Source organism: Microlunatus sp. Gsoil 973 (genome assembly GCF_009707365.1).
Classification (GTDB): Bacteria; Actinomycetota; Actinomycetes; order Propionibacteriales; family Propionibacteriaceae; genus Microlunatus.
In genome coordinates this window covers 1,908,261-1,931,721 of record NZ_CP046122.1, presented here as the reverse complement: position 1 = coordinate 1,931,721, position 23,461 = coordinate 1,908,261, and the positions used below count along the sequence as shown (strand labels likewise).

Below are 23,461 nucleotides of genomic sequence, written 5' to 3'. Positions count from 1 at the left end.
GATCAGCCTTCGAACGTAGCTCCAACGGGCTCGCCCGGTGCGTACGCCCGACCGACGTTCGCTGACACGACGTCGGCGATCTGTTGCCTGAGGTCGGCCGACGACGTGGCCGGATCGGCGTTGCCGAGCAATTCCAGGAGTCCGGAGTCCAACACCTTCTGCGGCGGAGCGATGGCCAGCCGATCAAGCAGGTGCTCGGGAACCGGCTGCGGGTCCGCGTGCCGGAACTCGCGCAGGATCTCGTGGTAGTGATCAGTCAGCACGGTGCTGGTGGGATCCAGTCCGGTGATCATCAACAGGCCGGTCGGCTGTGTTCCGATGGTGATCACCGACAGTTCGGGGCGGTACTTGGCGATCACGCCGAGAACCGAATACACATCGCCGGTCCAGGCATGGGTGTGTCGCACCCTGGCCGCCTCGTCGACGGTGCGGGGCAGGACGTCGTCGAAGATGATCACGCCACGGTTGCTGGAGTGTCGTTCCGCGTTGATGAAGTCGCGGAGCGCGAACTCGAAGAGGTGCAGCCCGTCGATGAACGTGAGATCGAACGGCTGCCCGTCGGTCGGCTGAAGCGGATCCGCTCGGGCGAAGTACTCGTCACTGGAGGTTCGGAACAACGAAACGGGTGCGTTGAGTTCGGCCGTGATCGAGTACGCCGGATCGATCGCCACCGACCTGCAGCGGGACAGCGCGAGGCTGCCGCCGTTGCGGACTCCTATCTCCAGGTAGTTGCGAGGACGCAGGCGCTGGTGGACCTGGGTCAGAAATCTGCGGTAGTAGAAGTACATCGCTGTCCTCGGTGTCCTCGTAGGTCACTGGTGGGAAATCGGCGTCAGATCAGACGCCTGAGCTGCCGGTACGCCCGTTGCAGGACGGGTGATCGCGCCGCTGAGCGGGCCACGGGGCGCAACGGACCGGGAACCCGATCCACGATGCGGCGGTTCCGCTGCTGCTTCACTGGGTTCTTCTGGTGGCGGGCCGAGTTCTTGGCGGTTGGCTTTCGGGCAGCCGGTTTCGGGGCGCCCGGCTTCTTGACAGGTGATTGCTTGCCGGCCGGTCTCTTGGCAGCCGACCGCTTTGCTGCGGGCCGATCCGGCGCGGCAGGTTCGATCGACATCTCCCCGATGGCAGTGATCCGCAGCTGCAGACCGAGGGGCTGCCGCTGGGCCCGACCGACCTGCGCTTGGAGTTTCGACACGCCGGCCAGACCGCTGACGTAACACTCCAGGCGTACCCCGGATTCGGCGGAACGCAGCACTGCAGGCAGCCGGAAGGAGCCCAGGAACAGGGCGGCCGGAAGTGCGGCGTCTCCGCGGACCACGAGGTTCGGGTCGGCGATGCTGAGCAGCGCACCCCGGGCCGATTCGGTGATCGTGGCCCGGTCAGGGGTGAACGGCGCGCCCAACAGGCCGTGTTGTCGGGCCCCGACGTCCAGACGCAGCTGACCGTCGGCGGCGAAGACACCGATCGGGATGCCGTCGACGACGCCGCCCGGCACTGTGCAGGCGGGCACAGCGACGGTGACCGCGGAGCGGGATCCGGTTCCGACCAGCCGAACCAGTACCTGCCAGACGCCTTCGGTCAACGGTTCTCCGGCTGCCGCCTCCGCGACGTCCACCACAGCGCGCGCGACGAACCCGGTGGATCCCTCGATCGCCTCGATCGTGACCTCGGTAGCGAGGTCGTAGCGGATCCCGGTGTTCACGTTCCGCACCGTCAGCCGAACGGGCCGGTGGTCCGGTACCAGCACCGGGCTGGTCGACGGGGCAGGAACCGTCCCTGTTACCGCCAGCCTGAGCCTGCCGTCCGACCACTCCGCCGTTGCCGATTCGACAGCGGGAGAAAGCTCAGCGATGTTCAACAGTCCTGCTGCCGACGCCGGGATTCCGTCGACCGCTGCCTGCACCAGGGCTCGGTACAGCGGAGGCAGCGGCGCGGGATCCCGGTCCTTCCAATGTCGCTGGACCAGCTCGGTGAGCTGTCCTTCCACCTCAGGAGTGAGTGACGTCGACGGCTGGTCGAGCAGCGCGGCGGCATGGGCGGCCACGAGCCAGGCCGCGCTGTCGGAATCACCCAACAACTCCGCTGCCCCGGAGGCATCGGCGAGAATTCGTTCGGCGGACGTCCCCGAGGGCGGGCCTGAGCCGAGACCGACTGGTGTGCCGCAGGTGCCGATGGTTGCCGATGACGCCAACAGTCCGACCCTGGTCCGGCGGAAGTCGTCCGCGGCCGGCAGGTCCGACCCCATTCCCAGTAGCAGTTCGCGGCGGATGAGCGCGAAGGGAGTGATGGCCCTGATGCCGGATAGCGGCTCGGTCGCCGAGGTGACCCCGGTCGCCTCGATGCTGTCGGGGAGAAAACCCACCGGTCCGGCGTCGCCACCACCTGCTAACACGACGTCCTTGTCCGCAGCCGCTGCCAGCAGGTTCGCCAAGCCGCCGGGGAGTAACCGGTCGTCGTCGCCCAAGCAGAGCACGAACTCGCCGGCGGCCGCCTCCAGCGCAGGGCGCCAGCCGTCAGCATCCGACTCGATCAGATGCACATTCGGCCGCCGGTCGACCAGTTGCCGGATCCGGGCGGACGTGCCGTCGGACGAACCCGCATCAAGGAAGATCACCTCGTAGCGGCCGTAGGGCAGACTCTGGTCGTCCAGCGTCCCGACGAGCCGTGGGAGTCGGTCGCCGAGGTTGCCCGATCTGATCAGCACCGATACCGAATCCGTGTCGTCCATGGCTCTCCGTAACTACGGTGGGTGAGCAAGGTTCCGGACAGACTACCGACGGCTTGCCGGAGTTCGGCACTGCCGCAGCATCCGCGCGTCGGTGTCGGTCCGGCTTCACCCCCGCTGCCGCCCGGGTGATGGAAGAATCAGCGGCATGTCTGCCAGACCATCCGAACGCGACCGGCCGATGACGGGGGACTGCTGATGCCGTTGGGGCGTGTTGTCCGGAGCCAGCTCGCCAGAGTCGCCAGAGCGAGGTCGGGCGGCTCCGATTCCGGCCAGGACCCGCTCAGGTCGCTGGTCAACGACTATCAGGTCGCCGGCCTGCTCGAGGTCGACGGCAAAGTCCCGGTCAACTACTTCACCTTCTCGGCGAACTTCGGTGACCTGTTGTCGCCGTGGCTGGTTTCGAAGATGACCGGGCGCGAGGTGGTCGTCGCTGATCGTGACAAGCCGCACTACGTGGCCATCGGGTCGATCATCAGCCAGGGAACCGACCTGTCGATCTTCTGGGGGACCGGCGCCTACGGCACCGAGGCCAAGCGGGAGGTGCCCGCGAACGCCCGCTTCACTGCGGTCCGCGGGCCGCTCACCCAGGCCAAACTGAGCGCAGCCAAGGGCTTCGGCATCCCGGTGCCTGAGGTGTACGGCGACCCGACCCTGCTGGTGCCGCTCTACTATCAGCCGGAGGTCCCGGTCACCGATGAGTACGGCGTGGTCGTGCGATGGAGCGAACGGGCCTGGGCCGAGGCGACCTACGGTCCGGACGTCAAACTGATCGACTGTTCCCGCGGCGACGTGGAGGGAGTGATCGACGACGTGCTGTCCTGCCGGAGGATCGTCAGTTCGTCGCTGCGCGCTCTGACGCTCGCGGATGCGTACGGCATCCCCAGCGCCTGGCTGGCGTCGTCGTCTCCCCGGGGCGGGGTGTTCCAGTTCTATGACTACTTCGCGTCGGTGAACAAGTTCCGCCAGCCACAGAAACTGGATCTGGCCGACCGGCCGGTGACTGTCGACCTACTCGCAGAGTTGTCCTTCACCGACGAACCGATCACCTTCGACCACCGCTGCCTGCTCGACGCTGCGCCCTTCCTGCGCCGCAAGGGCGCGCACAGAGCGGGCCCGAGTTCGATACCGACCCGAGAACCGGGGGACAGTCTGCGGAACAAGGACGGAACCGCCGTGCTGGTGCCGTCGCTGGGCTATTTCGGCGGGATCGCCGCGAACTACTTCTCGGTCAAGGTGCCCCGACCGGTTTCACGGCTCCGCCTGTTCCTCACCGAGGCCGAGGCGCAGCTGGATCTGCGTGGGCTCGAGATGTACCGCAACGGACGGCGCGTTGGAGTCGATGAGTCGAACATCTCGACAGCGCAAAGCTCGGACGCGCGCCGTCCCGGTGCCCGCCGCAGCCCATTCGCGTTCGGCGGGATCCGGACCGAGAAACAGACGGCGCCCTGGTGGGCGGTGACCTTCGACCCGCCGGTCGACGCGGACGAGGTCCGGATCTACAACCGACTCGACGGCTGGGGTGTCCGGGCAAGTTCGCTGACCGTGGCGGCTGCCGGTCCCGACGGCTACTTCGAGACCATCAGGTCGGTGGACTCCGACCGCGCCGTCGAGGCCACGCTCGACCTGCTGCATCGGATCACCGGTCGAGATCTCGACCTGTCGGTTCTGGCCTCGCAATCCGAAGCCATCCGGCTGCGGGAGGAATTGCTGGCCGACCTGGCGGAGCGCACCCTGTCAGGACTGCTGACCGCCGACAGGGAGGAGCAGCGGTTGCTCAGCTCGTTGATCCCACGACGCCGACTGCCGGAGGGGCAGTCGCTGTCCGACGACGAGTGGACCCTGCTGGGGCACCTGCTGGCTGCCGAACGCGCGCGGGTGCCGTCGAGCAAGACGTCGATGGCCGCCTTCCATCGGGTGCTGGATTCGCGCGCCAAACTCCGCCGGCTGGAGTCGGAGGTGAACCGGGCAGGCGAGGTCCTCGGCTCCCCGCGCGCCGTCCTCACCCGGCACGGGTTCACCGACATCGGGATCCTGCAGCAACGCGCCGACGATTACGTCGGCCTCATCCTGCGCGCCACGGCGCTGCTCGACGAGTGCGGGTATCCGGCCATGATCGCCTACGGCACGCTGCTCGGCGCGGTGCGGGAGGGCAACTTCCTGGCCCACGATGACGACGTGGACATGTTGATCCCGATCCCGGCAGCGAACCGGGACGAGGTGGAGAAGGTCCTGGCTCCACTCGCCGAGCAGCTCCGGTCCAAGGGGTGGCGGGTGTCCCGGCCCAACTCGTACACCAACTTCCATCTCGGCGAGCCGGAGACCGGCCTGCACGTCGATGTCTTCCCGCTGTTGGTCGACGGTGAGAGGTCCAGCCTGCACATGGAGAAGATGCGGCTGCGAGACATCGCCACCGACGTCGTCCTGCCGCCCAAACCGTTCACCTTCCTGGGTCGTGAGGTGCTCGTCCCGGCGGACCCGGAGGCGTTCCTGGCAGACCGCTACGGGGACGGCTGGTCTACGCCGGATCCGTTCTATGACTGGCCGTGGGCGTTGCACGACTGATTGGCCGGATGATTGTCCCGGTCGGCAACTTGCACGATTGACAATCGCGTCGGGCCCCTGCCGGAATGAGATCATCTGTCAGGATGGGTTTCCGCCCGGGTTCATGGGTCGGACAGTTACTGGGAGACAGTTCTCGGAGGAACCACGTACGCATGCCGGAAACCGTGGATATGAACAATTCGCCGGGCGGCGCCGAACGCGCAATCCGATTGGCAGTTGAGAAGCTCGGCGGGAGATCCGGTCTGGGAATGGTCGGGAAATCGGTCGGAACGACTGCCCGACGCTCCCTGGGCCTGGCTCGGCGAATTGCCGGGCCGCGGGCCGGCCGGCACCCGGACAGCGAGGGTCGCCGGAAGGTGTTCGTGATTGCCGACAGGATGCCGCCCGGTGCGCTTCGCCCGTATCTGGAGCCGTACTGGGACGACGAGCTGCATGTTGTCGCCCCCGAGCCCCAGGTCGAGTGGGGTTTGGACGGAGAGCAGCGCCGCTACCACAAGCTCGATCAGCATTCCAACGTCAGGTGGCATCTCAAGCTGCACGGACCGGTCGACGTCATCGTGTACGTCCGACGTGGGACCTCGGCGAAACATGAGGCCGCGCTGCGGCAACTGTTGTTCCATCTCGCTCCCGGCGGCAGCTACGTGATTCCCATGGCCAAGATCACCGGGTACACCCAGGGTCGTGACCTCGGACGCTGCCTGGCCACGATGCTCGCCGGGCTGGCCGACGGCAAACAGGCAGCATCGGCCCAGGATTACGACGAGTTGCTGTGGGCGACGAGTTCGGTGACGGTCGACCGCGACTTCATCAGGATCGGCAAGCGCGGCCGGCACTACCTGAAGCTGTCCGACCGATCGACCAATCGGATGCTCGGTAGTCGGAATCACAATGTCGCCGTCCGTCAGCTCGAACTTCTCTCCCGCGGCGAGCTGACATCATCGGGACAGGTCGACTCGATCGGGGCGACCCGAGAACTCGTCGGCCTCGACCCGGCGGTCAAGTATCCGCCCATGCATCTGCGCGAGTATCGCGGGCGGATCGGTTTCGTCAGCAACAGCCTCGTCTTCACAGACAACGAGATCCTCCCAGACTCGTTCAGACACCATCTGGCCGGCGACCTCCGGAACCCGCGGATGGTCAATGTCGACGAGAGTTTCGCCCGTCTCGACGAGCATGTTCGCCCGCAGGAGACCATTGACGGCGCCTTCTACCTGCTGGATTCGGAGAATTCCGGACATTTCGGGCACCTGATGACCGAGGTCATCTCCCGGTTGTGGGGCTGGCCGCGGGCAAAGGAGGAGAATCCGGACCTGAAGGTCATCTTCCGGTTGCGCCACGTCAACGAACGGAACCCCGAACTCGAGCAGACTGTGTTCACGGCGTACGGAATCCAACCCGACGACATCGTCTGGGTTGACCATCCGGTGTATCTGCAGACCGCCTACGGTGCGACGCCGATGTTCCACAATGCGATGCCGCATTACGTCCATCCACAGATCCGGACGGTGTGGCGCCGACTGCGGGACGGATTGGACCGCTCCGGAGCGCCACAATTCGACCGCGTCTTCCTGTCGCGTCGCGACACGTTGGGAAACCGCCGCTGTCTCAACCGGGTTGCGGTGGAGGAGCGGTTCGCGGCGGAAGGTTTCGAGATCGTCTATCCGGAGGACTATCCGTTGCGGCACCAGGCCGGGATGCTGGAGCATGCCCGGATTGTCGCGGGATTCGGCGGGAGTGCCATGTTCAACACCCTGTTCGCCGAGAATCTGGAGCAGATGATCGTCCTCAACCAGGAGGCGTACACCGCCCGGAACGAGCACCTGATCGCGCTCGCGCTGGGCGCCGACATTCACTACCTGTGGAACGTCCCGGAGATACAGCAGCCTGAGGAAGGTTGGTCCCGCGAAGCGTACAAGTCGAACTGGACGTTCGACTTCTCGCGCCTGGGCACAGAGCTGGACAGACTGCTCGTCGGCACCAGGGGCTGACTGGATCAGCGCGCCTTGTCCAGCGGATGGGAACGGTGAGTACGCACCCGGCGCAACAGTCGACGCTTCAGTCCGGCGGCGAGCTGGTGAGCGCCGAACATCGCCGCCGGCCGTTCGGCACGCTCCGCGGCGGCCGAACTGAGCGCTAGCGACGACGCCGCGGATCTCTCCCGTTCGACGAGTTGATCACGCTCGGCGGTCAACTCGGCCAACTCTGTCTGGAGTTGCTCGAGTTCGGCTGCCTGTTTGTCAAGTTCCTTCCTTGCGTCGCGGCGCGCCCTCTGGCCTGCGAGGACCGCGCCGGCGACGGCCTCGGCTGCGATGTTGACCGGGATCTCCTCGATCGACCGCCACGGTGCAGTAGGTGACTTGACCGCCAAATTGTCGAGATCGCCGACAACCCGAACCGCAGTCCCGCGGATGTGCTCAGCAAACCTGGCTCCGTCCCGGTCGGCGATCTCGGCGGCCCAGGGTGGCAGAAGCACACGCGGCTCGTTCGGCGAGACCGAACGTTGTTCTGGTCCAAGCTTGATGGCTCCCTGCCAAACGAGGTTGTGAAATGTTGACCACGTTGCCTTCCGATCGCGAAGGATAACGTTCACGTGGCGGAACAATTCGGCGTCAGTTGCGGTCAATGAATCGTTACTGCGCTTCCAACTAAGGGTCTCGTGAGGTAGGCCGAGCATCGCCTCGACGGCGCTTGCCAACAGATCGGGGTCCGACCGGTCCACGACGATCACCGTGACGTTCTCCGGTCCGATAAGACTGGCCCAGCGGCTGACCAGCTGGCCCTGATCGTAGGCGCGCCGATGCCGCTCGGGCAGCGGATGCTCTGAATCCTTGCCGAAGTACCGGCCAAGCCAACTCTCGAACGGTTCTGTCTGCGCATCATCCCGAACACTCTGCGCCCACAGCGACGGAACGATCCGCCCAGGGGCCCGTAAGGTGATGCAGACATGGGTCGGGTCACCGATCGCATCGATGATCCGTTGGGCGGTCGCGTCGTCGACCTGGCTCACGAATTCGTGAGTGATGAAGATTCGACGCTCGATCTCAGCGTCGATCTCCTCCTTGAGCCTTTCCCATTCCTCCCGCGCTGGAATGCCCGTTCTGTCGACGTCCAGCCGATCTGGTCCCAAGGGCCGCGCCCGGTTCCAGGTATTCACGCTCCACTCCATCAAGGCCCCAAGTGGCCGGCGGTGGTTGGGCGCGGTGCCGGGATACCGGACCCCGTTCGCGAGCAACACCTCGCGCCGTCGGTGAGCCGCCAGTTGTAGCGAGGTCGTCCCGGTCTTCATCGGGCCGATGTGCAGCAACCGGGTCCGCGGCGGAAGCAACAGGGCGTCTGCGGTTTCGGGATCCAACACGCCGCAACCGTACCTAATCCCGCGCCGCGCCGTCTCGTGGGCGGCTGCCGAAGTCGCTGTGATCCTCGTTCTGATCCAGAGCAGAAAGCATTGCGTCGTCCGCCGGCCCGTCGGATGACAGACCTTCACCGAAGAGCGCATCGACCACGCGCGCGGCGGCCGAGCCGTCATCCCGCGGTGCATAGGTCGAGACGAACCGCGCATACCGATCGGCATAGTTGATCTTGGTGGCTGCAAGATCACCGAGAGCCTCGGCGAGGGTGTCGTTGTCCGGACAGACCGGCCCGGGCGCGACCTCCTCCAGATCGAGATAGAAGCCCCGGGTCACCGTGCGGTACTGATCAAGATCCGGTGTCAGGAAGAGGATCGGCTTTCCGGTGACGCAGTAGTCGAACATGATCGACGAATAGTCGGTGATCAACAGATCCGATGCCAGGATCAAGTCGTTGACATCGGGATGCTCGGTCACGTTGATCACGCCCGGCTCGGAATCCATCCGGTCATGTGCGGTGTTGGCGTGACCGCGCAGCAGGATCGTGGAATTGCGGCCCAGCGCGGCGCGGGCGCGGGCGAAGTCCAGATGCGACACCATCGCGTAGCCGGTCGCCACCGAGACGTTGTCCCGCCAGGTCGGTGCATACAGCGCGACCGGTTGATCATCGGCAAGGCCCAGCCTCGCCCGCACCGTGGCGCGCCGCTGGTGGGACGCCGGTCCGGTCAGCACGTCGTTGCGGGGATAGCCGACGTTCAACGTAGGTCCGTGGTAACCGAACGCCTCGGGCAGCACCCGGGCGGCGAAATCGTTCTGGGCCAGCAGCACGTCCCAATATCCCGGTTCGCGTCTCATCAGCTCCCGATAGGAGAGCGACAGGTTCGCCCCGGGCACATCGTTGCCGATCTTCTTCAGCGGCGTTCCGTGCCAGGTCTGCACGTAGACCTGGCCGGGCCGCTTGCGGAAGTAGAACGGGAAGTTGTTGTTGTTGATCAGATAACGAGAGTTGTGCAGTACGTCCAGGTACGCCCGGCTGTGCACCAGCAGCGGCGTCGCTCCCGGTGGGACCTCGGTGTTCAGGTCGGCGACCGTCCAGAACAGTTCCAGGTCCGTACCCCGCCGACGGATTTGATCATGGATGGCCAGTACGGAGTCCCCCACGGAGCGGCCGTTGAAGCTTTCGAACAGCACGGCATTGCGAAGTTCGGGCGTCAGGCCGCCGCCCTCGGCAACCGGAAGCCGGAACTGCTCATGCAGCCGGCGTTGGGCGAGCCGGCCGCGTTCCTCGTCCCGGTAGGGCGGTCGGAACCGGATCCAGAGTGCGGCAGCCTTCCTGGTCCGGGTGAAGGTGAGGCCGTAGCGAAGCGCGTCGGCCTCAGCGGGGAAACGGTGCTGCATGCCGACCGATGCCTTGAGCCACCGTTCCTGCCACCTGCCGTCGAACTGCAGCGAGACCCGGACGCTGAAACCGTGGCCTACCGACGGAACCCGACCGCCCTCGTTGAAGGGGAACCGGATGCTGAAGGTCTCCTCGTCGACGTCCAGTTGCGCCTGATCACTGTCGATCGTCTCGGTCGCACTGACCATGCGTGCGGTGATACCGGTGGCTCCCGCGGCGCTGATCCGGCCGGTGACGGTCAGCGACTCGTCGTCGACCCGTACGTCGTCGGCGACCGCCCACCACAGGTTCTGGGCCAGCCGCAACGTGCCCGCCCGGGTGATGGAGGGCCGGACCATGTGGTGTTCGGAGACCTCGGCGTGCAGATCGTCGACACTGCCGGAGTAGGACAGCCGGTGGGAACCGCCCTGGTTGTCGGACACCCGGGCCGACCACAGATGCTCGGCCCCATGGTCGTCGCTGCGCAGCAGCCCCGGCAACGACACCTGGAAAGTCACCCGTCCCGACTTCTCCCCGTCCGGCCGCCCGGTCACCTCAACCGCCCGCCGCAACGACCGGCAGGTGAGCCGGAGCACCTTCGCCGAAGGATCCTCGACCGTTATGGCCACTTCCCGGCCGTCGGTGCGCAGGGCGGCGATCCGCATGCCCGACTCGCTCGTCGGTTCCAAGGTCAGGTAGTTGTGCTCCTCGAACCCGGCCATCCAGCGCACCGCACCATCGGCGGCGGCGACCGGCTTGGTGCCGGCGATGCCACGCAGATCTACCTCGCGCAGCACCGTCGAGGCGCTGACGCTCTCGTGCCGGACCGTGACCTCGAGATGCCATGGCGCGGCCGCACCGATGGGAAGCTCGGCCGGATCGACGTCGATCGCGAATCCGGATTCGCGGTGGTCGTTGAACGCATCGTTCGTGGTCACCGCGAGCACCGGGTCGGGCCGCCGACGCACCGGAACCGGGACGCGTACGCCGTCGGCCGAGACCAGCTCGATGTCGGTCCGGGAGGAGTCCAGCTCATAGGGGACGTTGGTCAGGTAGGCGTGTCCTTCGACCGACAGTCGCCGACCGACCCACCACAGGGAGGTGACCTTGGCGATCACGCGCAGGTCGGCGGGTCCGAGGCGGAGCTGTTCGTCGGTGAAGTCCATGCCCAGCCGGTCGAGGAAGGACCGCTGCAGGTACGCCTGCCCGTTCCGCAACTCGGTGGGGAAGTACCAGCCGTACTCCTCCCGCAGCAGCACGGCGGCCGCCACGTCCTCGCGACGTCCGGCCAGCAACGCCAACGACGGGATCCGGTCCAGGATCGGGACCAACCGCCAGATCCCCGGCGTCGCCCGCTCGGCCAGGTGTCGCGCTCCGTCGCGCAGCTGGTTGAAGTAGGCCTCGTCGGTGCGGGGCACTTCCTCGAAGTACAGCCGCAGGTCGAAGCCGATCGCCTTGGCCAGCCAGACGTCATGGGTCTGTCGGCTCGCCCCGGCCGAAATGACGTCGGAGACCTTGTTCTTCACCAGCAGGCGGTCGCGCAGATCACGCGGATCGGCCTTCTGCTGGGTGATCGAGGTGCCGTTCTCCCGCTCCCGCCAGTAGTAGACGGGGGCCGCCAGCACATCGAACCGGCCGGCGACGTACGCCTTGGCCGTCGGCTCCTGATCCTCGTAGCGGATCCCTTCGGGGAATCCTTCGACCACCCGCCGGAAGAATTCGGTCCGGAAGAGCTTGTTCCAGGCGAAGACGTCCTTCAGAACGTCGGGAAAATCGTTGAGCCTGATCCCGACCCGGTCGACGGCATGCACGTCCTTGACCCAACCGGCGGCCCAGGTCCGACCGTTGGCCATCCGGATCGGCGCGCCGACCGCGAAATCGGATCTGGACTTCCGCAAGGACCGAACCATCAGCTCGATCGCCTCGGGTGGTAGCGCATCGTCGGAATCGGCGAAGCAGAGGTAGCGGCCGTGCGCGGCGGCGGTGCCGGTGTTGCGGGCGCCACCGAGCCCGCGGTTCTGCTGACGGATGATGCGGATCCTCGGGTCCCAGCGGGCGAACGACCGGGCGATCTCGTGGGAGCGGTCGCGGGAACCGTCGTCGACGACGATGATCTCGAGATTGCGGTACGTCTGCTGGATGATCGACGTCAGGCACTCGTCGAGGTACTCTTCGACGTTGTAGACCGGCACGACGATGCTCACCAATTCGTGCTGCTGCTCACTGCGGCTCGTCCGGGCGCGTTGCAACGTCGCACGCAGTGCAGGGTGAACGTGTCGCCGGGCGGCCCGGGCAAGTTGTCTACGAATGTCACGTGGCAATTCGCCAGCGCTCCTTGCACTTCGATTGGTGATGTATCAGCTCATCCGATTGTCATCGTTTGATCGGTCATCGCCGTTTGTGCCCGACGCCGTCGGCAGGCGCATCAATGCGTGGATAATACCGGCCGACCACGGCGAGGATGTTGGCACGACCCGGGGTGAGCCAAGTGCTGGCGAAATCCTGATATCTGTGCTGTTACGGTGGTCGCTGTCCGAGGCACGGCGGCGTATCGAAGCTGGGGGTGAACGAGCGGGTGAGCACGGCACTGGGGCGTTCGCTGCGCGCCGCCCACGTCGTCGAGCCGATCCGCCGCATCGGGCAGTCGCTGCGCCGCCGGCGGGAGCACCGGCGCCTGCAGCAACTTCCCGTGTACCGGCAACACGCCGACCGGCAGTTCGATGTGCTGCTGCACTTCCCGGATCGGCCTGTGAACCTCTACCAGGTCCGGCAGTGGTACGGCCCGCTTGAGCAGCTGTCAGGCCGGCGGTCGGTCGCGATCCTGTGTTACGAGCCGGACACGGCGGAGATCATCCGGCAGGAGACCTCACTGCCGGTCCTGCTGATCCGCGGAGGGCAGCCCGACTTCGAGCGGATCCGCGACGTACATCGGCCCAAAGTGATCCTGTATCCGAACCAGAACTACACCAACTTCACGATCCTCGGCCTGAACAGCTGCCAGCACGCGTTCATCTGCCACGGCGAGTCGGACAAGATCTACATGGCGTCCAATTGGATGAAGGTCTTCAACTACGACCTTGTCGCCGGTCCCGCGGCCAAGGAGCGGTTGCGGCGCCGACTCTTCGGTTACGACGTCGAGGCGCGCACCATCGAGATCGGCCGTCCGCAGATCGATGTCGACCATCACGCGCCGTTCGCCTTCGACGACTCCCGCACGACCGTGTTGTACGCCCCGACCTGGGAGGGTGGCCGGACCTCGATGCGCTACGGCTCGGTGGTCAGCCACGGCCTTGAGATGGTCCGGGCGATTCTCGCCGATCCGTCGTACCGGCTGATCTACCGGCCGCATCCCCGGACCGGCATCATGCTTCCCGAGCACGGTCTGGCGGATCAGGAGATCCGCACCGAGATCGCCGACGCGATCGCCGGCGATCCGGCTGCCGGGCACCTGGTCGACGACAGTGCCTTCGGCTGGCAGCTCGACGTCGCGGACGTGATGATCACCGACATCTCCGCGGTCGCCTATGACTGGCTGACCACCGCCAAGCCGCTGCTGATCACCCGACCGGCCGAAGAGACGGCTGTCATCGATCCGACGGCATTCGTCAGCGACATGCCGTTGATCGCCGCGGACGAGGCCGACGGCATCGTCAAGATCCTGCAGACGGTGCTGACAGACCCCGACCAGAGGCTGAGGATGCGCCGCTGGTGTGCCTACTACTACGGCGACACGACCCCGGGTGCTTCGATGCAGCGGTTCCTTGACGCGGTGGAGCGGATGATCAGCGAACGTGACGAGTGGATCGGTCGGGACCACGATGTTGCGGCCGAGCTCACCTGTGTCGGACCGGTGGTCGGGTGATGCCGCAGTTGCAGCGGGAATCCGCGCTCACCGCCGGCAGCGCGAGACGTCCGAGGCTGGCGGAACTCCTGCTCAGGCTGGTCGAATACGGTCGTCGGTATCGCCGGCTCCGGCTGAACCTCAGGCACCAGCACCGCGTGCTGCCGCAGAGCCGGGAACGCGCCGCCGACCCGGGCACTACCACCGACTTCCTGATCAACTATCCCGGTTCACCCAGCAGCCTCGACGATCTGATGGAATGGATTCCGGTGCTGCACCGGCTCAACGAGTCGGCCACTGTTTCGATCTTGCTCGGCGACGTCTCGGCCTATCAGGCCGTCCATGGCGTGACGGACCTGCCCTGCTACTTCGGTCGGATCGCCGGCGAGGCCGAGTACGTCGCACAGCAGTTGCAGACCAAGGTGATGCTCTACGTCAACCAGTCCAGACTGAATCTGCGGGAGGCCGGCTTCCACGACATGCTGCACGTCTACCTCGGGGCACCGGGAGACGGCAGGAACCTGTGGCTGAGCAACCGCATGCGGTTGTACGACTACGTCCTGGCCCCCGAAGAGGACTCGAAGGCCTGGCTGGCGTCCCGCCTGATCGCCTTCGACGCTGATCGACACGTCCGGGTGGTCGGCCATCGAGACGAACCGACCCAACGACCGGGTGACGGGACCATGATCAACAGGATCGAGTCGCGCCTGTCGGTGCCGAGCGTCGTGGAACGAGGCGTCGACCCCGACGCGGTGATCACAGAACTGCTGCAGATCCGCGACGAACGCGATCGGCTGGTCGCAGAGCGCGATGCGGCGTTGGCCGACCAGGGAATCGTGTTACGCAAGGGCGGCCAGGCCTAGGCCGTCGGGAAAGGTATTCGATGACGAACACCGCTGCGCCCCGTGTCACGGCGTCGACCGCGGGCAATCCTGCCACCGATCGCCTCTCCAAACCGAGGATCCGTCGGTTCGAGGTCATCCAGGCCCTCCTGGACTTCTTCGACAGGCCTCGCTACCTGGAGGTCGGGGTCAGCAAGGGCACGACGTTCCATCGCCTCGAGGCGCGATTCAAGGTCGCAGTGGATCCGCGATTCCGATTCGACTGGCAGGCCGAGCAGGCCGGCCGGGGACCGCGTACGCAGTACCACGAGGTGACCAGCGACGTGTACTTCGGATCGATCATCGACCCGACCCAGGAGTTCGACGTCATCTACCTCGACGGACTCCACACGTTCGAACAGACCTTGCGCGACTTCACCAACGCCGTTGCCCATCTGGCAGAGGGTGGGGTGATCGTCGTCGACGACGTGAGACCCTCCTCCTACCATGCGTCCCTGTCGGACCCGCGCAGCTACCAGAAGTTGCGCCAGTACGTCCGCGACGACCGGCGGGCCTGGATGGGAGACGTCTACAAACTCGTCTGGTTCATTGACACCTTCTACCCGTCGATGAGCTACGCCACCGTCGCCAACAATCACGGTCAGGCCGTCGTCTGGCGGGAACGTCGGCGGTCGGTCACCGAGCGCACGGTCTCCGAGATCGGCCCACTGTCCTTCGAGTCCATGGTGCTTGATCACGACGTGCTCCGGCTGCGTCCGTTCGGGGAGATCGTGGCCGATCTCGACGGCCGGATCGGCCGAGCGAAACGGGGCCGTCGCAGGAAGTGACGCTCCGTCGGCCGGCCGATCTTCGGCCGATGTCCCGACATTGCGAACCGGTCGTCGTTCACCATCCGACCATGATCGAATACGGCGCCGCGAACAGGTGGTCCGTGCGATCGGGGAGCAGCCGCTGCAACGCCTCGGCGGCAACGATCTGACTGCACCTGCGCACCAGGAACGGGTCGAGGCCGGCGATCTCGGCCACCTGATCGACGCGCCGGCGCAGCGCCCGATCCGGGTCACCGGTCGCGGCCGCGTCGTCCCAGCGGTTGCGAAGCATCGGCGTCAGCTCCCATTCGCGGAGTCCGGCAAGCGGCAGCGGATCGATGCCGACCCAGGCGGCCGGTTCGTCCGGCAGCGTGTGCAGCACGTTCAGATAGTGCAGATCCCGATGCAACAGGGACAACGGTGCGCCGTGGCGGGCGAGTTCGGCGAGAAGATCATCAACGGTCGACCGGGCACGCTCGACGTGATGGGCGGGCACCGGACCGGCGGGATCGAGCTGCTCCCTGGTCATCGCCAACTCCTCGGCCAGGGTCGGCATGCCCGGCGGGGCGATCACCTCGGAGATTCCGGCAAGCAGGCCGCCGATGATCGCGTTCGCCTCGACGATGTCGGGATGCCGCTGCAGCGGGCGATCGGCATCGAGCCGCGGCAGCAACACGGCGCGGTCCGGCACCGACGCCCGGGCCGGTGGGACCATGCGGACCTCGGCTTCGTGGTCGGTGTGCTCGGCCCAGGCCTGCAGACATCGCGGCTCGTCCGACGACCAGGACAACGGCGGCGACACCTTCAGCACGTAGCGCCGTCCGGCGTTGTCGCGCACCGGCCATACCATCGACACCCACCCGTGGGTCGCCGGACCGTCCGGCTCGACCTCCCAGTCCGCGGCAAGTCGCGCCGCCGTCACCGACAGGCCGGGCAGCCATTCCGCGGAGTCGGGCAGGTCGCCCGCGTGGTCCCGATAGGAGTCGGGGATCGGCCACGACTGCAGGGTGTGCACGATGCCGCACTATGGCAGGACAGCGCTACCCGAAGCGAACTGATTTCGCGACGGTCACAGGGTGACGGGTCGTCCGGTCGCCAGCGACAGTTGCTGATCGTCCCGACCGGGGATCCTGATCAGCACCCGTTGGTCGACCGTCGGCGTGATCACCAGCTCGGTGAGCCCGCCGCCACTCCAGGACAGGTCGATGATCAGACCGCCGCGAGCCCGTACCCCGCGCAGACTGCCCTCGGGCCACTCGTCGGGCAGACACGGCAGGACGTCGATGATCCGCAGGCCGCCGGACGTGCGACCGTGGGACTGCACCAACATTTCGATGATCCCGGCGGTCGCTCCGAAGTTCCCGTCGATCTGGAACGGCGGATGGGCACAGAAAAGATTGCGGTACACGCCGCCGGCCTGTGCGGTGTGCGGTCCCGCCGCGGCGATCTCCTCGGGCACCGGGGCCAGGAAGTAGGCCAGACTCTGCACGGCCGATGCCGTGTCGTGCAGCCGGGCGTGCAACGCGATCCGCCAGGCGAGTGACCAGCCGGTGGAGTAGGCGCCGCGAAGCCGCAACGTTTCCCGTGCCGCCGTGATCCGCCCGGCGTGCCCGGGGTGGTAGACGGTGACCGCATCGCCGGGGTGGATGTCGTAGAGGTGTGACTGGTGGCGGTGGCTCGGCTCGGCCTCGGTGAGGTCGTCCCGCCATTCCGGATATGTGCCGCGTTCGGTCGGCTCCGGAAACGGCAGTGCGTCGATCGCCCCGGTGACAGCCTGCTGCCGGAGCGGATCGACCGATCGGCCCCACCGAGCGGCCACCTCGGCGGCCTGTGACCAGTGCAGCAGTGTCTCCCGGATCAGGGCGATGTCCATCGTTGAGGACACGGTGACCGCCGCCTGCTGCCCGTCATCGGTCAGGTAGCTGTTCTCCGGAGAGGTGGACGGCACCGTGCCCAACGTGCCGTCGCCGAGGGTGACCAGGGTCGCCAGCGCGAAGCCGACCGCTCCATCAAGCAGCGGCCAGGTCCGGCGTACCAGGAAATCCTCGTCCGCGGTGAACTCGTACTGCTCCCACAGGTGCCTCAGCAACCAGAATCCGGCCATCGGCCAGGCGGACCAGCAGGGATTCGCATCACCCATCCCGACGGGCAGGCTGTAGCCCCACTGATCGGTGTTGTGATGGGCGGCCCAACCCGGGCGGTCGTAGACCCGCCGAGCGGTGTCCGCACCGGTGTCGGCCAGCGTCTCCACCAACCGGTACAGCGGTTCAGCGCATTCGGCGAGATTGGCGGGCAACGCCGGCCAGTAGTTCATCTCGGTGTTGATGTTGACCGTGTAGTTGCTGCTCCACGGTGGTTGGACCCAGGGGTTCCAGATTCCCTGCAGGTTGATCGCCCGGGTTCCGGGCCGGCTGGAGCTGATCATCAGATACCGGCCGTACGCCACGATCAGCGAGACCAGTCGCGGCGAGACGTCGTGATCACGGGAGCGGGTGAGCAAGCCATCGGTGTCACCGACACCGTCATCGGCAGCAGTGCCCAGCGGATCGGTCAGCACCAGGTCGAACCGGTCGAACCAGGCCCGGTATTCGGCGCGGTGCTGGTCGCGGAGCAGGTCGAACGGTGTGTCGATGATCGCTGCGGCGCGCCGTCGAGCAAGGTTGATCATGCCCTCGACGTCACCGTGCGGAGCCGTCGCCGGATCGGTGAAGTCCGTCTCGGTGACCACCGTGATCATCAGCCGGGTCGCGCCGGTGACCGTCAGCACGTCCGCGTCCGGCCGGACCGTTCCGTCGGTGTGCACCTGAGCCACCACGACAGCGGTGACCGAGCTTCCGGGTCGGTCGTCGAAGAAGACCGCATCCTCCGTCCGCTCGTGACCGGGAAAGACGTCGGACGGCATCCGGCTGGTCAGCAGCAGGTGATCATCATCGGCGGTGGTCGACGACCGACCCCAATCGGCATGCGCTGCGGTCAACCTGATCACCAGGTCACGCGGACCGCTCCAGTGGTATCGCCCGATGATCGCCGCCGCCGGCGCACTGGCGAAGATCTCCGCCTCACCGGCATCGGATCGCCAGCCGGCGACCGCCGTACGAAGATCAAGAGTGCGACGGGAGAGCGTACTTGACTGGCCGGCGACCTCGATCGCCAACTCGGCCAACGGTTGATAGGCCTGGGAATGCCCGTACTGAACCTTGCGGATCTCCCGTTCGGCGGTCGCCACGTCACCGGCCAGCAGGGCGGCCCGGACGCGTTCGATCACCTCGGGTGACGGCTCCTCCGAGGCGGGTACACCGGCCGCCGAGCGCGGTGAGCCAGACCAGCAGGTGTCGTCGTTGACCTGCCAGTGATCATGATCGGGATCGCCGTAGAGCATCGCGCCGAGCCGGCCGTTGCCGATCGGCAGCGCGTCGGTCCAGTAGCGGGCGGGGGTGGCGTACTCGAGGCGGTGCGGTGCCGCTTCGGCGCGGTCGGGCATTGCTGCTCCTCGTGATCTTCCGGCGGGAGAGAACCTATCCGATCCCCGATCGGCGCTGACCCGCACCCAGACCCCACCGCCGCACCAGTTCCTCGGCCGCGCACCAGTTCCTAGGCCGCGCACCGCCTGCAGCGGGTGCGCGGCCGAGCAAGTAGTGCGGGAAGGAGGACCGGGGCGCGTGCCGAGGTGGGGCGGGCGGGGCGGTCAGGGAGTGGGGCGGTCAGGGAGTGGGGCGGTACGGGACGGCGACCGTGATCCCCGAGTGCGGCGCCGGATCACCCATCGCGATCAAGGTACGGCCTGCGCCGGCAAGATCGGTGACCTCGGTGATCAGCCGTTGCGGCCGGACCCGGCCCGAGGTGACCAGATCCAACAGGTCGGGATAGTCGGCGGCGGCGATGCCGTGCGAACCGTGTACCGACAACTCCCAGGCGATCACCCGATCCATCGGGATCGCCTGCGCGGCGTCCGGTCCGAACAACAGTCCGACCTGCACATGGTGACCGCGACGGCGCAGGCTGCGGACGGATTGTCGGGCGGTGGTCGCGGTCCCGGCACAGTCGATGCTCACGGCGGCGCCACCGCAGATCTGGTTGATCTGCTCGGCGGGATCGCCACCACCTGCCCTGATCACGTGTTCGGCGCCGACCTCGGCGGCCAGCTCCAGCGCGGCCGACGAGAGATCGACGGCGATCACCCGCAGTCCCAGGGCGGCTCCGATCATGATCGCGGAGAGGCCGGCGCCGCCCGCTCCGTACACGGCGAGCCAGTCCCCGTCGGTGATCGGTGCGTGTCCGGTCACCGCGCGATAGGCGGTCGCGAACCGGCATCCCAGCGCCGCCGCGGTGATGAACTCGAGATCGTCGGGGAGACGTACCAGGTTGAAGTCCGCGGCATGCACCGCCACCAGCTCGGCGAACGAGCCCCAGCCGGTGAAACCGGGCTGCGTCTGGTCCGGACAGACCTGTGGGTCGCCCGCGCGGCAGTAGTCACAGCGACCGCAGCCGCAGACGAACGGTGTGGTGACGCGGTCACCGACGGACCATCGACTGACCTGGGCGCCGACCGCCGCGACAACGCCGGCCAACTCGTGACCACCGACGTGCGGGACGGCGACCGGGTCCTGGCCGACCCAGGCGTGGTAGTCCGACCGGCAGACGCCGGTCGCTCGCACTTCGACGAGCACACCGTCAGGCGGGCACTGGGGGTCGGGTACGTCGAGGACGTCCGGCCGGGCGCCGATCGCTGAATAGAGGAGAGCTTTCATCTGCGGAATGCCAGGAGGGTGGTGGGTTCGAGCGATCCCACCACCCTCCGACGCGTCACCTTCTGCCGGCGTTGGGTTACTTGACCCCGGAGAACCGGAGGCTGACGATCTGGAACGGTCGGACCGCGACGGCCGCGGCTTCGTCCCCGCCGTCGACCAGCGCCGGCTTGCGATCCTCGATCTCGGTGATCGGCCGTTCCAGCAGATCGACCTCCGAGACCTCGGCGAAGCCGAAGCCGGGGGTGATCGTCGCGGTGCTGCGGGCGCCGTACGGCTCGTAGGCACGGATGATCACGTCACCCGATCGGTCCTCGGCCAGCTTGATCGCCTCGATGATCACCCCACCCTCGACCGTCGCGATCGCCGGCACGGTCGCCGTACCGGGCTGCCGACGCTCCGGAAGGTTGAGCGCGTAGCCGGCGCCGACAGCGTCCGCGATCTGGGCGCCGATCTCGAACCGGGCCTTGACGGTGTGCCGGTCCTGGTCGGTTTGGGGGTCGGGGTAGCGCGGCCCACGCAGCAGTGACAGCCGGACCACCGAGTAACTGCCGCCGTCCGGGGAGGCGTGCCGAGACACGTCGTGGCCGTAGGTGGAGTTGTTCGCCACCGCCGCACCGAAGCCGGTCTCGCCGACGTGCACCCAGCGGTGCGCGCAGACCTCGAAGCGCGCGCTGTCCCACGACGTGTTCTCGTGTGTCGGCCGGTACAGGTGACCGAACTGGGTCTCGTAGGCCGCGCTGTCGGCGTGCACGTCGATCGGGAAGGCCAGCTTCAGCAGCTTCTCCTGCTCGTGCCAGTCGATGTCACAGGTGATCTCCACACCCGACTCACCGGGGCGGACGACCAGGGTCTGGTCAACCGTCGACTTGGCGAACGAGCGCCGCAGCCCGACCCGGACGGAGCCGTCGGGCAGTTGCTCGGCCTTGAGTCCCTCGACATCGGTGAGGTTGGTCACGGTGTGCTTGTAGAACTCGTCGATGTCCCAGGCATCCCAGGCGTTCGGGAAGTCGGCGTGCAGTTGCAGCAGGTTCGCGGTCTGGCCGGCGGGCAGCGTCTCCCGACCGCTGGCCAGGTCGACGGCGGAGGTGATCAACCCCCGGGCGTCGATGGTGATGCTGATCCTGTCGTTGGCGATCCGGTAGCCGCCGTCGGCCTCGGTCAGCGAGACCGGTTCGACCACAGGGACCGCATCGGCCGGTGCCGCGGACAGCGCGGTGAGGCCGCCGCGGGCGACCGGCGCCCCGTTGAAGATCGTCTCGCCGCCCTCGGAACCCGTTGAACCGTCCGTCGCGAACTTCGACACCAGGGCCCGCTGGGCGTCATCGATGATCTTGTTCAGATCGGCGAACACCTGCAGGTAGTTCTCCCGCGCCTCCCGGTGCACCCAGGCGATCGCCGAGCCGGGCAGGATGTCGTGGAACTGCTGCAGCAGCACCAGCTTCCAGATCCGGGACAGCTCCTCGTAGGGGTAGTCGAGGCCGGCATGCACCGCGGCCAGCGTTGACCACTGTTCGGCCTCCCGGAGCAGATGTTCACTGAACCGGTTGCCCTGCTTGGTCTTGGCCTGCGAGGTGTACGTGCCGCGGTGGATCTCCAGGTACAGCTCGCCCTTCCAGACCGCCGGGCTGTGGTACTCGGCCGCGGCGTCGGCGAAGAACTCCTTCGGCGACCGGACCGTCACCTTCGCCGAGCCCTCGAGATCCCTGGTCCGGCGGGCGCGCTGGAGCATCTCGCGAGTCGGGCCACCGCCACCGTCGCCCCAGCCGAACGGGGCCAGCGAGTGGCTGGACGCACCCTTGTCCCGGAAGTTGCTGACCGCATGGTCCAGTTCGCGGCCGGACAGATCGGAGTTGTAGGTGTCGACCGGCGGGAAGTGGGTGAACACCCGGGTGCCGTCGATGCCCTCCCACATGAAGGTGTGGTGGGGGAACTTGTTGACCCGGTTCCAGGAGATCTTCTGCGTCAGGAAGTACTTGACGCCGGCCAGCTTGACGATCTGCGGCAGGCCGCCGGAGTAGCCGAACGAGTCCGGCAGCCAGACCTCGTCACACAGCACGCCGAACTCGTCGCGGAAGAAGTTCTGGCCGAAGACCAACTGCCGGGCCATCGCCTCCGAGCCGACCATGTTGGTGTCGGACTCGACCCACATGCCGCCGACCGGGACGAAGCGACCCTCGCCGACTGCGGCCTTCACCTTCTCGTAGACCTCGGGCCGGTTGTCCTTGATCCACTCGTACTGCTGGGCCGAGCTCATCGCATAGACGTGATCGGGGTAGGTCTCGAGCAGGTTGACCTGGTTGGCGGTCGTCCGGGCGACCTTGCGCACCGTCTCCCGGACCGGCCACAGCCAGGCGGAGTCGATGTGGGCGTGCCCAGTCGCGGTCAGCTGATGGGCGCTGGCATTGGCCTTCTTGGCGAAGACCGGCTCGAGCGACTCACGGGCGGTCGTCGCGGTGCCGGGGATGTCGGCCAGGTCGATCAGGTCCAGCGCGTGATCAAGCGCCAGCAGGATCTCCCATTTACGCGGTTCACCGACCGGAAGCGCCTTGCCGAGTTGGTCGAGCACGTCGATATCGGCGACCAGCTCGTGCACCTCTTCATTGAAGACGCTGAGATCCGCCCGGAGCAGCTTGTAGATCGGCTCCTTCGGCGCGGTGAGCTTGTCGCCGAGCTCGGTCGGGCGCCAGTCGCCGACGCTGGGGTTGGCGGCAGCCTCGAGGTAGAAGTCGATAGTGCGGTCGGTGACCTTGAGCCACTCGTTGAACGGGTTGATGCCCTTGATCACGCTGCCGTCGGGCAGGTACGCCAGACCCTCGGCCTGGAACCCGGCGCCGCCGTAGTGCCAACCGAGATTGATCACGACCTCAAGGTCGGCCGGGTTGAGTTCCTCCGGCACCGTAGCGGTGATGTGCAGCCAGCTGGTACCCCACGGCGGACCCCACGGGTCGCCGACGCCGAACGGGACATACTCGGGACGCTGATTGCCGTCCAGGCCGAGGGCGACGGCCGGCGGCACCGGCTCGCCCCCACCGCCCTCGACGTGCCAGGCTTCGATCTGCAGATCGGCGACGGGGGTGTGAACGGCCGGTGAGAGCCGTTCCCGCAGGACTCTGCGGACGCGGTTCTCGATCTCGGTCTGACGGTCGTGCATCGGTGCAACTCCTCGTTGGAGAACTGGGTGAATCGGGCGGGATCACGCGGGT

Annotated in this window: 13 protein-coding genes; 5 read left to right on the top strand and 8 right to left on the bottom strand. The window is 66.9% G+C overall.

Annotated features, from left to right (window positions below; genetic code table 11):
- Positions 1 to 2: 2 nt before the first annotated feature.
- Together GJV80_RS09115 and GJV80_RS09110 are read right to left on the bottom strand one after the other, a co-directional pair.
- Positions 3 to 788: a class I SAM-dependent methyltransferase gene (locus GJV80_RS09115; protein ID WP_154687630.1), complete on the bottom strand. Its 786-nt coding sequence runs from the start codon at positions 786 to 788 to the stop codon at positions 3 to 5.
- A 44-nt stretch (positions 789 to 832) separates the two neighbouring features.
- On the bottom strand, positions 833 to 2,731 hold the full coding sequence (locus GJV80_RS09110; protein ID WP_154687629.1) for a glycosyltransferase: 1,899 nt from the start codon (positions 2,729 to 2,731) through the stop codon (positions 833 to 835).
- A 195-nt stretch (positions 2,732 to 2,926) separates the two neighbouring features.
- Between GJV80_RS09110 and GJV80_RS09105 the strand changes: the two genes are divergently transcribed.
- Together GJV80_RS09105 and GJV80_RS09100 are read left to right on the top strand one after the other, a co-directional pair.
- Positions 2,927 to 5,293 carry a LicD family protein gene (locus tag GJV80_RS09105; RefSeq protein WP_154687628.1) on the top strand — a complete coding sequence of 789 codons (2,367 nt, stop codon included), beginning with the start codon at positions 2,927 to 2,929 and terminating at the stop codon, positions 5,291 to 5,293.
- 152 nt (positions 5,294 to 5,445) lie between these two features.
- Positions 5,446 to 7,281: a DUF563 domain-containing protein gene (locus tag GJV80_RS09100; RefSeq protein WP_195909254.1), complete on the top strand. Its 1,836-nt coding sequence runs from the start codon at positions 5,446 to 5,448 to the stop codon at positions 7,279 to 7,281.
- A gap of 5 nt (positions 7,282 to 7,286) precedes the next feature.
- Here the strand turns inward: GJV80_RS09100 and GJV80_RS09095 are convergent, their stop codons facing one another.
- Together GJV80_RS09095 and GJV80_RS09090 are read right to left on the bottom strand one after the other, a co-directional pair.
- On the bottom strand, positions 7,287 to 8,648 hold the full coding sequence (locus GJV80_RS09095) for a hypothetical protein (protein ID WP_154687626.1): 1,362 nt from the start codon (positions 8,646 to 8,648) through the stop codon (positions 7,287 to 7,289).
- 13 nt (positions 8,649 to 8,661) lie between these two features.
- Positions 8,662 to 12,222, bottom strand: coding sequence for a CDP-glycerol glycerophosphotransferase family protein (locus GJV80_RS09090; RefSeq protein WP_154687625.1), 3,561 nt, complete (start codon positions 12,220 to 12,222; stop codon positions 8,662 to 8,664).
- Between the two features lie 371 nt (positions 12,223 to 12,593).
- On the opposite strand from GJV80_RS09090, the gene GJV80_RS09085 reads away from it, so the two are divergent.
- From GJV80_RS09085 to GJV80_RS09075, 3 genes are read left to right on the top strand one after another with little or no spacing between them, the layout of a single operon-like run.
- Positions 12,594 to 13,880 carry a CDP-glycerol glycerophosphotransferase family protein gene (locus tag GJV80_RS09085; protein ID WP_154687624.1) on the top strand — a complete coding sequence of 429 codons (1,287 nt, stop codon included), beginning with the start codon at positions 12,594 to 12,596 and terminating at the stop codon, positions 13,878 to 13,880.
- Positions 13,880 to 14,722: a hypothetical protein gene (locus tag GJV80_RS09080; RefSeq protein WP_154687623.1), complete on the top strand. Its 843-nt coding sequence runs from the start codon at positions 13,880 to 13,882 to the stop codon at positions 14,720 to 14,722. Before GJV80_RS09085 ends, GJV80_RS09080 begins: the two co-directional genes overlap by 1 nt.
- A 20-nt stretch (positions 14,723 to 14,742) precedes the next feature.
- A complete protein-coding gene (locus GJV80_RS09075) occupies positions 14,743 to 15,528 on the top strand; it encodes a class I SAM-dependent methyltransferase (protein ID WP_154687622.1) in 786 nt (261 codons plus the stop codon).
- 58 nt (positions 15,529 to 15,586) lie between these two features.
- On the opposite strand, the gene GJV80_RS09070 is transcribed toward GJV80_RS09075, so the two are convergent.
- From GJV80_RS09070 to GJV80_RS09055, 4 genes are all read right to left on the bottom strand, one after another.
- Entirely contained in the window at positions 15,587 to 16,525 is a 939-nt protein-coding gene (locus GJV80_RS09070; RefSeq protein ID WP_154687621.1) for an aminoglycoside phosphotransferase family protein, read from the bottom strand.
- 54 nt (positions 16,526 to 16,579) lie between these two features.
- Entirely contained in the window at positions 16,580 to 18,991 is a 2,412-nt protein-coding gene (locus GJV80_RS09065) for a glycoside hydrolase N-terminal domain-containing protein (protein ID WP_154687620.1), read from the bottom strand.
- 220 nt (positions 18,992 to 19,211) lie between these two features.
- Positions 19,212 to 20,258, bottom strand: coding sequence for an alcohol dehydrogenase catalytic domain-containing protein (locus tag GJV80_RS09060; protein ID WP_154687619.1), 1,047 nt, complete (start codon positions 20,256 to 20,258; stop codon positions 19,212 to 19,214).
- A 76-nt stretch (positions 20,259 to 20,334) separates the two neighbouring features.
- A complete protein-coding gene (locus GJV80_RS09055; RefSeq protein WP_154687618.1) occupies positions 20,335 to 23,409 on the bottom strand; it encodes a glycoside hydrolase family 38 C-terminal domain-containing protein in 3,075 nt (1,024 codons plus the stop codon).
- Positions 23,410 to 23,461: the final 52 nt, after the last annotated feature.

Bases quoted from the DNA above. Each gene is read 5' to 3' on its own strand.
- GJV80_RS09115 (WP_154687630.1), bottom strand. From the start codon at position 788: ATGTACTTCTACTACCGCAGATTTCTGACCCAGGTCCACCAGCGCCTG.
- GJV80_RS09110 (WP_154687629.1), bottom strand. From the start codon at position 2,731: ATGGACGACACGGATTCGGTATCGGTGCTGATCAGATCGGGCAACCTC.
- GJV80_RS09105 (WP_154687628.1), top strand. From the start codon at position 2,927: ATGCCGTTGGGGCGTGTTGTCCGGAGCCAGCTCGCCAGAGTCGCCAGA.
- GJV80_RS09100 (WP_195909254.1), top strand. From the start codon at position 5,446: ATGCCGGAAACCGTGGATATGAACAATTCGCCGGGCGGCGCCGAACGC.
- GJV80_RS09080 (WP_154687623.1), top strand. From the start codon at position 13,880: ATGCCGCAGTTGCAGCGGGAATCCGCGCTCACCGCCGGCAGCGCGAGA.
- GJV80_RS09075 (WP_154687622.1), top strand. From the start codon at position 14,743: ATGACGAACACCGCTGCGCCCCGTGTCACGGCGTCGACCGCGGGCAAT.
- GJV80_RS09065 (WP_154687620.1), bottom strand. From the start codon at position 18,991: ATGCCCGACCGCGCCGAAGCGGCACCGCACCGCCTCGAGTACGCCACC.
- GJV80_RS09060 (WP_154687619.1), bottom strand. From the start codon at position 20,258: ATGAAAGCTCTCCTCTATTCAGCGATCGGCGCCCGGCCGGACGTCCTC.
- GJV80_RS09055 (WP_154687618.1), bottom strand. From the start codon at position 23,409: ATGCACGACCGTCAGACCGAGATCGAGAACCGCGTCCGCAGAGTCCTG.